Annotated in this window: 7 protein-coding genes; 2 read left to right on the forward strand and 5 right to left on the reverse strand. The window is 70.5% G+C overall.

What is annotated here, in order from left to right; translation table 11 throughout:
- Window positions 1–11: 11 nt before the first annotated feature.
- A complete protein-coding gene (locus FHS42_RS32395) occupies window positions 12–389 on the reverse strand; it encodes a GntR family transcriptional regulator (RefSeq protein ID WP_184579196.1) in 378 nt (125 codons plus the stop codon).
- A 197-nt stretch (window positions 390–586) separates the two neighbouring features.
- On the opposite strand from FHS42_RS32395, the gene FHS42_RS32400 reads away from it, so the two are divergent.
- On the forward strand, window positions 587–1,891 hold the full coding sequence (locus FHS42_RS32400; RefSeq protein WP_184579199.1) for an erythromycin esterase family protein: 1,305 nt from the start codon (window positions 587–589) through the stop codon (window positions 1,889–1,891).
- A gap of 129 nt (window positions 1,892–2,020) precedes the next feature.
- On the opposite strand, the gene FHS42_RS32405 is transcribed toward FHS42_RS32400, so the two are convergent.
- Window positions 2,021–3,271 (reverse strand): serine hydrolase domain-containing protein, encoded by a 1,251-nt coding sequence (locus tag FHS42_RS32405; protein WP_184579202.1) that lies wholly within the window; start codon window positions 3,269–3,271, stop codon window positions 2,021–2,023.
- A 443-nt stretch (window positions 3,272–3,714) separates the two neighbouring features.
- Window positions 3,715–4,635: a ricin-type beta-trefoil lectin domain protein gene (locus tag FHS42_RS38340; protein ID WP_184579205.1), complete on the reverse strand. Its 921-nt coding sequence runs from the start codon at window positions 4,633–4,635 to the stop codon at window positions 3,715–3,717.
- Here FHS42_RS38340 and FHS42_RS32415 point away from each other — a divergent pair.
- On the forward strand, window positions 4,628–5,047 hold the full coding sequence (locus FHS42_RS32415) for a hypothetical protein (RefSeq protein WP_184579207.1): 420 nt from the start codon (window positions 4,628–4,630) through the stop codon (window positions 5,045–5,047). The genes FHS42_RS38340 and FHS42_RS32415 overlap by 8 nt on opposite strands.
- 165 nt (window positions 5,048–5,212) lie before the next feature.
- On the opposite strand, the gene FHS42_RS32420 is transcribed toward FHS42_RS32415, so the two are convergent.
- Window positions 5,213–6,802: an RICIN domain-containing protein gene (locus FHS42_RS32420; RefSeq protein ID WP_184579210.1), complete on the reverse strand. Its 1,590-nt coding sequence runs from the start codon at window positions 6,800–6,802 to the stop codon at window positions 5,213–5,215.
- A gap of 11 nt (window positions 6,803–6,813) precedes the next feature.
- Window positions 6,814–9,900, reverse strand: coding sequence for a hypothetical protein (locus FHS42_RS32425; RefSeq protein WP_184579212.1), 3,087 nt, complete (start codon window positions 9,898–9,900; stop codon window positions 6,814–6,816).
- Window positions 9,901–10,063: the final 163 nt, after the last annotated feature.

Raw genomic sequence — 10,063 nt, forward strand, 5'->3', positions numbered from 1 at the left:
CCTCAGTGTCCTCAGTACCGCTGGGTCTTTTGGCTCTCGGCTGCACGGCCGGCCTCGCCCATGCGCCGCACGGTGTCTACCCGTTCGCTGAGGTGGTCAAGCTGCTTCTCGAACCGCTCCAGTTGGTGCTGCATCGTGTGCACGGCCTGTACGACGGCGCGGATCGTGGGGTCAAGCTCCGGGTCGGCCACGACGACACCCGGCCCCAGCAGGTTCGCCATCAAGAGCCCGCCATCGGCAAGCTGCCGGTACGCGGCCTCAACCGCCCGCGTGAGTACGCGCAACTCCGCAGCCAGGCTCTCCGGGCTGGGGAGCGCGTCACCCGGCCGGTACACCCCTTCGGTGATATCGCCGCGTACCTTCGCGACGATGTCCTCAGTCCCCAGCATCCTGCGCATCCGCTCCATACCGAGAACGTAACCAGTGATCAGCCGTTTTGTCTGCGAGCCACGATGCTGTCAGCAACGGCGCGCGGTGGTCAGCTCCGGTACTCCCCCGCGGCGGCGGTCGCGATCGAGCAGGGCGCCCCAGTCGGGTCCGACAGCGTGCTTGACCTCAACTGGACTTGAGGTCAGAAGGTGGCCCCATGGCGATCTCACCGGAACAGCACACTGCGATGCAGAACTGGATCAGGAGCACGGCGCACCCCCTGACCACCGTGGGCCTCTCGGCACCGCTGGATGATCTGAGGCCACTCCTGGGCATGCTCGATGAGCGGACGGCCGTGGTGGGATACGGGGCCGGAACACGTGGAGCGCATGAACTCTTCGCACTCCAGGTGCGCATCGCCAGGCTTCTGGTCGGAGAGGCCGGATTTCGCGCCGTCGCCTTCGACCAGGACTGGACGCTCGGCGTCCGGCTCGACACCTACGTACGCACCGGCGCCGGAGATCCCGTGGCGTTGCTGATGTCCGCGGAGCCCTTCTGCCGTACCGCTGAGGTGCTGGCCCTCGTCCGGTGGATGCGCGCCTTCAACGAGGCCCACCCGCACGACCCCGTCCGCTTCGTTGGGGTCAGCCCCCACGAGACGGGTCCATCGGCATACGACACGGTGGCCGACTACGTGCGCCGAGCCGCACCTGAGCTGCTGGACGAGTTGGAGTCCTGTTACGCCGACCTGCGACCGCAAGGCGAGATGCCTGCGCACACGCGTCATTTCCGCGCCCTGTCACACAGGCGGGCCTGGTGCGACCGGGCGCGAGCGGCCCACGCCCTGGTGGCGGGGGTACCAGGCTCCGATGGTCATGCCTGGGCGCTCCACACCGCCCGCGTGATCGTCCAGTTCCACGAACTCCACGACCACGACCACGATTCGCTGGACCCGCACAACATGGCCTACTACGAGCGGTCCATCGCCGAGAACGTCGCGTGGTGGCACCAACACACCGGGCACAAGGTGCTGTTGTGGACCTCCAGCTCCCATTCCGCCAAGGCGCACGCCCGGGCCATCAGCTTCCCGCCGAACCCGGCACATGCCTCGCGCAACGCCGGCAGTCACCTCCACGCCCAGTTCAGGGACCGGTACCTGTCGATCGGGCTCACCTTCGGCCGCGGTGAACTGGCCACGTACGCCGACACCCCGCCCCACCGGGTGCCCAGACCCGCGCCACCACTGGTGGAGTCGGTACTGGGCGACGAGGCGGCAGGTGACTACCTGCTGAATCTCCGCACGGCCGCTCCGCAGCCGGTTACCGACTGGCTCGTACAGACCGCCACGTTCCGGGCCATCGGACCACGCTACGACCCGGACAACGACACCGCTCACCACATGACGGGCGGTTCCCTGACCGAGTGGTTCGACGTCCTCGTACACCGGCGACATGTGACACCGGCCCGCCCTCTGCATCGTGCGGAGCCTTCAGCGAAGACACGACGTGACCCGCCGACTTAAGCGTCCAGCACACTCGGTTGGCCCGGCGACGGGGTTCGGCAGCAGATCCCTGATCGGCTGCGGACGTCGTGAGCTTCAGATGCGTGCCAGTGGAGTTCTGACCGACGAGCAGGCGCTGGGCGGTCAGAGCTAGCCCATGATGGCCTGCATCTCCTGCTGGATGATCTCCGGGAACGGCACGTCGTCGTAGTTACCGAGGATGACGCCGACCCAACCGGTGGCGGGGTAGATGTTCCAACTGGCGAAGCTGCCGGGGTTGACGCCGGCGCGCCCGTTCACCCACTGGCCCTTGATGAGGTTGACCGGCATCATGTAGGCCGCGAACGACGCGTCGGCGGGAGCTGCCTGGCCGGCCAGGCCACCGCCCTGCGGAGCCAGCGGGATCTTGGCCCCGGTCAACAGCTCGGCGTAGGGCCGGTCCAGCACCGTGCCGTCACCCAGCGCGTGCGCGAATCGGACCAGGTCCGGCGCGGTGGCGAAGCCGCCGTCCCCGGGGGGATCGATGAAGTAGCGGCCTGGGTTCTTGCCCAGTTGGTACGGGTCCGGGCTGCCTTTGTCCAAGTTGCGGACGGCATCCACCCGGCTGCCATCGGCCTGCCGCATGTACGAGTGCGCGATGTGCTTGTCGGTGAGCCACTGCGGCCTGGTGTAGAACGCCGTGCCGGTCATGCCGCAACGCCCGAAGATGTGTTCCTCGACGTAGTCCCAGTACGTCATGCCGGTCACGGCCTCGACGATCAGTGCGGGGATGGCGACCTCGGCGCCGGCGTGGTCGGTGGGAGTGCCGGGAGCGGCCACCAACTCCGACTGCCGGGCCCATCGCTCGTAGAACTCGTGCACTTCATCCCGGCTTTGGAAGACGCGTTGCAGATCCTCCTGCGGGGTGTTCAGCCCGGAGGTGCCGGAGAGCAAGTGGTGGATGGTCACCTTCTCGGCGATCTCCTTGGCGAAGCCCGTCAGGTGGGTGCCCACCGAGTCCGAGAGCGTCACCTTGCCCTGCTGCGCCAGCTGCAAGATGGCCACCGCGCCGAACGGCTTGCCCGCCGAGGACAGGTTGAACGCGACGCCCTCGTGGTTGCGGATCTCCTTCTCCTTGTCGGCCATGCCGTAGCTGCGCGATAACACCGTCCGGCCCCGGTGCGACAGCAACACCACGCCGGAGAACTTGTCCTCAGCGGCTAGCTTCGCCACATACCGGTCGTAAGCTCCGCCGGGCCGGGTGTCCGGCGGGATCGCTTTGAGGTCGGTTGGAGCCGAGTCGGCGTGGACGGGCGGGGTGTCCACCAGCTGTGCGCCGGCCGCCGCCACGCCGGCGGTCGCCAGTCCGCCCCACCTGAGCAGCCGCCGCCGGTCGATACCACGTACAAAATCCGAGTCCATGATCACTTTTCTTTTCCGATCGACGAACCGACCGTCGATGTGCGGTGGTCCAGGCGTCCACTGAAGGCGGATGACTGTTGCGGTGGCGTATGCGTTTTTCCATACGCTCGCGATATACCCCGAGCCCAGGGCATCCAGGAACTGCGGCGGAAGCCATCACGTCGAACTCGCCCCGGCCGTCGAACTCTTCACCTTGGGAGCGTCCCTGCACTGGGCGTGAACCGGCCACCGCATTCACCGACTACCGCAGTGCCCCCGCCGGGCCGCACACGGTGCTGTACGCCGTGCTGTACACAGCCCTGTACGCGGCGCTGTACGCGGATATCGCCGCCGGTCACCGCCGCGCCCTCGCGCACGACCGGCCATGGCCCGACCCCGAATGCGAAGCCCTTATGGAAGCCGCCACCCGTCCCGGTGCCCAGCACCGGTTACGGGTCCGGGCGTTAGCGCCAGGTGAAAGTCTGGTTCCCCCTACCGGTGCAGGAGAAGAGCACGGCCGGCGTGCCGTTGGCCGTCCCTCCGTGGTACATGTCCACGCACTTGGCCGCCAGTTGGGACACCAGGTCATCGGTCTTATTGAGACGGAAGAGTTGCGCCGGGTTGCCGCTGCACACGGCCACCTGGATGGCCGCGAAGTCGGCGGTGGAGGCCCAGGCCACGTCCATGCACAAACCCATGGAACGTACAGTGCCGTCCGACTTGGTCTCCCAGTGCTGGGCGGCCGATCCGTTGCAGGAGGCAAGTCTCAGTTGGGTGCCGTCTGTGCCTTGCATGGCACTCAGGCACTTGCCGGACTTGGCGTTCACCAGCGCACGGCCCGGGATGACGGTTTTAGCCTTGGGCTTGGGCGGCGGCGCCTTGCGGGTCGGCTTCGGGGATGGCTTGGTTGCCGGCTGGTGACGCGGCGGCTTGGCGGACGCCTTGGCAGGCGGCTTGGCGGGCGGCTTGGTGGACGCCTTGGCGGGCGGCTTGACCTCCTTCGGTTTCGCCGTGGCACTGCGACTGGCGTCCGGCGCAGGGGCGTTGGCCGATGGCTTGGCGGGGGTGGAGCCGGCCGGGGTGGGTGATGCGGAGCGCGAGGGGCGCGCGGTGGTCGCCGACGCGGAGGGGGATTCAGCGGTGTAGGCCCCCGGGCCGCCGGGCGTCAGGTTGTCGAGGACGGTACCGCTGGAGGGCTGCCCTACGACGGTGGTGCCGGCGTCGTCGTCACCGTCCGAAGCCACCAAGAACGGGACCGCGATCAGTAGTGCGCCCGCGATCGCCGCGGCAGCCAGCATCGGCTTCTTGGGGCGACCGGAGGCAGACGATTCGCCCACGTCGGCGCCCGGCTCGCCGGCACCTGGCGGCGAGGCGAGGGTGGCCACCGTCGCCTCCCCATCGGGTCCCGGGTCCCGTCCGGCGGTCGAGGCTGCGGCCGAGGCAGCCCGACCGTCAGCACGCGCGGGCGTCAAGGCTGCGGGGGAGCCATCGGGCACCCCGGGCAAGGCGACCGCTTGGCGCACCGGCGACGCACCACCGGTGGCCCCAGCCGCCGCGCCCGCCGCCCCCGCGCTGGGTGAGGCCGCGCTGGGTGAGGCCAATGCGGCGGGTGAGGCTGACGCGGCAGCCGAGGACGTGTCCGGGGTGGACGGGGACGTGCCCGGGGTGACGCCAGCGGCCGAAGGCCCGGCCGGGGAGGCAGCGGCGGACGGGGGCGTACTCGGGGCGGCAGCGGGGGCCGGGGAGGCACCGGAGTCTGGATCGGGAAGGCTCTGGGCGGACATCAATCCTCCGTGAACGTGGGACCTATGACGCTTGGCGATGCGGTGTGGTCGGCGGGCGCGTCACCGCGTACCGCAAGCCCGCGCGGTGCGCTCGCGGCGCTGTGTGGCGCTCGACTACCCCTGCCGCGTGGGTCCTGCGGGCCGTCCTGGTCGGCGGGGCCCGAGGAGGGCCGCGCACTCATGAGAAGGACCACAGGTGGTCGTCCTTGGCGTCGCAGTCGAAGAGGGTGAGATGCGCGTCCCGGCCGCCGGAGCCGTAGTAACCCGACACGTCCAAGCACCGGTTGCTGCTGGCGTGGTTGCGTATCCAGAATGCGCCGTTCGCCTTCTTGTCGAGATACCACATCTGGTTGTCGCCCGGCCCCGGGTTGCAGTGCCACTCGAAGATGCCCGTACGCGATGGCTTGGCACCACCATCGGGCAGGTCGAGGCAGTAGCCGTCCTTGCTGTTGCGAATGCTGAACAAGTCAGCGTCGCCAGGGCCGCCACGCTTCTGGCCGACGATGAGGTCCCACCGCTGGTTGTCCTTGCTGGAACCGTCACAGGTGAACTGGTTCACCGGCCCATCGAGCGCTCCCATGCCGTAGCCGGGGACATCGGCGCACATGCCGGTCATCCGGTTCTTCAGCACGACGCCCTTCACGGTCCGGAAGTTCGCGCCCTGGGGCAGTCCGTTGCCCTTCGCCACCCGAGTACGCGCCTTCTTGGCCGGCGGCGCGGCGGGGTCCTTCTTGGCCCGCGGCGCGGCGGGCCGCTCGGCCCGCTTGCTCGTTTCGGCCTTGGGCGCGCCCTTCGGTGCGGCATTCGGCGTCGTGGAGGGCTCGTCCGCCGGCCGCTCACCACCGGAGCGCGGCGCGGGCTGTGCCTCCTTTTGCGCCGCCTCCTTTTGTCCCCGTGGTTCGTGCGCGGGGGTTGTCTTCCCGAGAGAAGGGCGCATTGAGGGCGAATTCGAGGCAGGGGCATACCCATCGGGGCCCTGACGACCGGAGCGGTCCCCTTGCAACACCGTGCCGGACGCATTCCGCTGCGCTCCGGTCGTATCCGTCTTGTCCCCGTCATCACCAAGGCCCAAGAAGAGCAGCGGCACACCGATTAGCAGCGTCCCAGCAATCGCCGCTCCGGCCAGAAGTTGCTTATGGGGGCGGCCCGAAGGCAGCCCGCCCTCCCCCACCGCCACGGCACCAGGCTCCGCGGGGCCCCCGCCGTTGGTTGCCGCGGCGGTACGCGTCGCGGGGTTGGCCGCCGATGCGGTAGCGGCGGGAGATGCCGAAGCAGCCGAACCGGCGGGCGCAGGGGCGGACGCACTGGTTCCGCGGGACTCGCCGGTGGCGGACTCCCCTGTTCCTGCGGTGGTGTTGGCGGCGCCCGCCGAGCTTGCGGCAAGGCCGGGCGGGCCAGCTGGCTCCTGCCCGGGTGTAGCCGCCGCGCCCACGAGGGCGGTTGTGGCAGCGGTCCCGGTACGCGGAGCGAGGGCCGAGGCACCAGCGGGCTCATCCGGCAGTTGCGGCAGTGCGGTGGCGCGGCGTACGGCCGGGGCCGAGGACGTCGGCTGCGCGGGCCCGGGGCTGCGCGGGCCACTGTCCGGAGACGCTCGGCGCGGCGATCCTTGGCCCGGTGACTCTTCTCGTACGCCTTCGCCCTGCGGATCAGGGCTCGAAGGATCTTGGCCCTGCGGACCAGGGCCGGAAGGATCTTGGCCCTGCGGGTCGGCACCCGATGGTTCTTGGTTCTGTGGGCGCTGGCTGGGAGGTTCTTGGTGACGCGGCATCGACGGTCCCCTCAGTCGCTGGTGGAGCCGACCGGCCCTGCACAACGGTCGGGCCAGTGGTACGGGCCTACCGCCGCCGGATGCCGGCTCAGCGTTTCCTGGAGCCGCACGAGCGCGGCACGGTCCTGATCATCGAGCGGGTCCCGCCGTACAGTCGTGACCGCGGGCAACACCGACAGCTCACGCAGGAGGAACAGCGGTGCTTCGCCGCCTGGCCCATCGGTGCTGGCGTCGAGGACACGAAAGACCGTTCCGGGCGGGAAGACCACCTCGTCGCGCGAGGTGCTGACAGCGGCAGCACCGGGCGCGTCAAACAGCTGTCGTACGCGCCGACCGGTGACCGACCAGATCACGTAGCGCGCGCCTCCTGGCGAGGGCCCCTCACTTTCCACTGGCAGCCCGCTCACCGGACCTGGATCGCGCAGCAGCCGACCGGGGGTCAGCCCACCGCCAACGGCGAGCAGCGACGGGGCACCCCGGAACACGGCGCCCCGGAAGGAGGGCAGGCGCCGCAGCCCCGAGGCGACGCATGCGGCGTACGGCAGCAGCCGGCCGTCTCCCGAGTGCAGCGCCCGGCGCAACGCCTCGTGGTCCAACTCGCTCTGGGTTCCCCGCAAATAGAGCTGGAGCGCAATCAGGTCGGCACGGGCGGCGATCTGTTCGTGCCCACGCAGCGCGGGCATCCGCATCAACGTACGGGCGACAGCAGACCCAAGCCGTTCCCACTGCGATTCCGCAAGCGTGCGAAAGGCCGCCTGCTCCGCCTCGGTACTGGCATGTCCGGGAACGAACGGAACCGGCGGCAGGACGAGCACGGGCGAGGTGGCGCGGGTGACAGGAGTGCCGGGAGCGACAGGCACAACAGGTGGGCCAGAGCCGGACTTGGGGGCGGCCGACTGAGGCTGGTGGGCGCGTTCGGGCTGGAGAGGTGACTGAGGCTGGTGAGGTGGCTGAACGGAACCGGAGGCCGCCGCATCGAGCGCGGCGGGAGGTGGCGCCGACTGCACGGGCGCTAAGCGCGGTGCGGCCGTGCGCACGTCCCGCCCGGCAGGGCCCGACACCAGGGCAGGCCCCGGGGCGCCCTCGGCGCCGGCCTCTTGGAAGCTGGGCTCCGGGTCGGGGCTGGGCTTCTCGCCAGGGTTGGGTTCCGCGCCAGGGCTGGGTTCCGCGCCAGATCGCAGCTCCTCGCGTACGGGCGTACGCTCCGGCGCCTCTTCCTCCCCCGCGCGCCGTGGGCCTGACTCGCGTTCGGATGTCGGCGCTCCGGGCGGCCGGGCGCGGGATATGCCATCCATCGCCACCGCGCTTGGAGACGACGCTGCCGGCCCCGGGTCGCCCAACACCGGCACCCCACCGGACAGGGAGGGCCGCACCGCAGGTCCCGGCTCGGGCGGGCCCTCACCGGATGTACTCACAGCAACAGTACGTGCCGAAGCCGGCACGTCAGCGCCTACCAAGGGCGGTGAGGCCGGCACGGGCGACCCGGCCGGCACGAGCGGTGCCGAGGCGGACACCGGTGCCGGAACAGCGGCCGGAATCGGGGCGGGAACAGGGGCCCGAATCGGGGCGGGCTCGAAGCCAGCGGCGCGAGCGGGTGCAACCTCGGGCGCAGGGGCGGGGGCCGCAACAGCAGGGCGGGCCGGCGCAGTCGCCGGCTCAGGAGCAGGGGCGGGCGCCGGGGTTGATCCGGTAGCGAGGCGTACGCTCCGCAGCGCGTGTTGGCCCGCAAGCCGCCGTAGTTCATGCCCACCATCTGCACAGGTGCCGTGCACCCGCAGCCTGGCGCGGGCGCAGAGCTCGGGCCCAAGTGCGGTGAGCAACCCGGCGAGTTCAGGCCATAGCGAGGCGTCGAGTGGCTCGTCGGGGCGGCCTACCTCGATCAACGGGCCGTCCGGCGTCACGGATTGTGCCGTTGTCGGTGGTCGCTGTCCGTCGTGCCCGCCGATCCACAGACCAGCGCGGGTCGCGGCGACGTGCCAGCGGTCGGAGAGCGCCACCACGCCGGGTCCCCCACCGGCCGGGCCGGTCAGCGGCAGTTCCCAGCGGAGCACCTCGGGGCCCGTCGCCGCCCCGGCCTCCAGCTCGCGCTGGGGGCGGCACAGCACGGCGTCCACGTAGGGGTGCCACCGCGGAACGCCATCCGCATCGGCGAAGGTGGACCGTGCATCGGGCCGGCCGGTGCCACCGCCGCCGGAGAGCAGGGGCGGGCCGGAGTGGACCACAACGGCTGAGCCGAGCGTGTCGGCGACCGACTGGCCGATGCCCAGCACGTCCCGGCGCCCACCGGGGGCGATGCGTACCTCGTCGCGGCCCACCGAAGGCAGGGCGGCAACCGCTTCCGTCACATCGTCCGCCGAAACATCGTCAGCCGCCGGAACCCCTACCAGCACCACGGGGGTGCGCGCCGCCACGGGGACCGCGTAACACAGGTCTCCGGGGCGGGGCGCGGGCGCGCCATCGGGGCGTATCAGTAGCCCGGCCGGGATCTGCGCGACACGACAGCCACCGCGGGTGCGCGTGAGGAGTGCGCCGGGGGGCGGCTGCCAGGTGGGCGCGGGTTGGCGCGGTCCCAGCGGCATCGGCTCAGCACCCGGGCTAAAGCGCCACCAGCCGCTGCCGGCGGTGGACTCGTCCTCACCACCCGGCACGAAGAGACCGCCGCCCGGCACGACGAGCACGACCCCGTCAGGGGCGATCACCTCGATGTTCCACGCATCGGCAATACGACGCGCAGTGGCCGCACGGCCCGGACGATCGGCGCCCACGCCCGACATGACAAGCCGTACGGTGGTGGTGCCCTCCTCGCGCAGTGCGTCGAGCAGCGAGGCCAGGCGAGGCCATAGTCCCGCGGCTGATTGCTCATCGGCTCCAGCCACCACGGTGACCGTGCGGTCGTCATCGCCCGGTGCCAGGGAACGGGTCAGGTCCTCGATATCGGCGGGGCCAAGCATGTCGTCCGTAGGCAGCCTGATCAGCAAAACGCTGCCGAACTCCTCGACGGCGAACGCCGATGCCTCCCCGGAGTCGGCGCCGGACGCCGCCGCAGAGCCGTGCCTGCCGGCTTCCCGACCCGGGGACTCCGTGCCACGTCGCCGCATGAGGCCCCTGCGCCCCAAGGACCACCGGCTCACCAGCGGGCTCCGGACTCACTCATACGAACCTCGCCTGCCGAAGAAATGGTCCAGCCGTACCGTTCGGATATTAGTTCACGACTCGGGCGCCAAACCATTGAGTCTTGGATGTTTTCATTGATCGCTACGC

Origin of the sequence: Streptomyces zagrosensis (genome assembly GCF_014203645.1) — a bacterium.
Lineage (GTDB): Bacteria > Actinomycetota > Actinomycetes > Streptomycetales > Streptomycetaceae > Streptomyces > Streptomyces zagrosensis.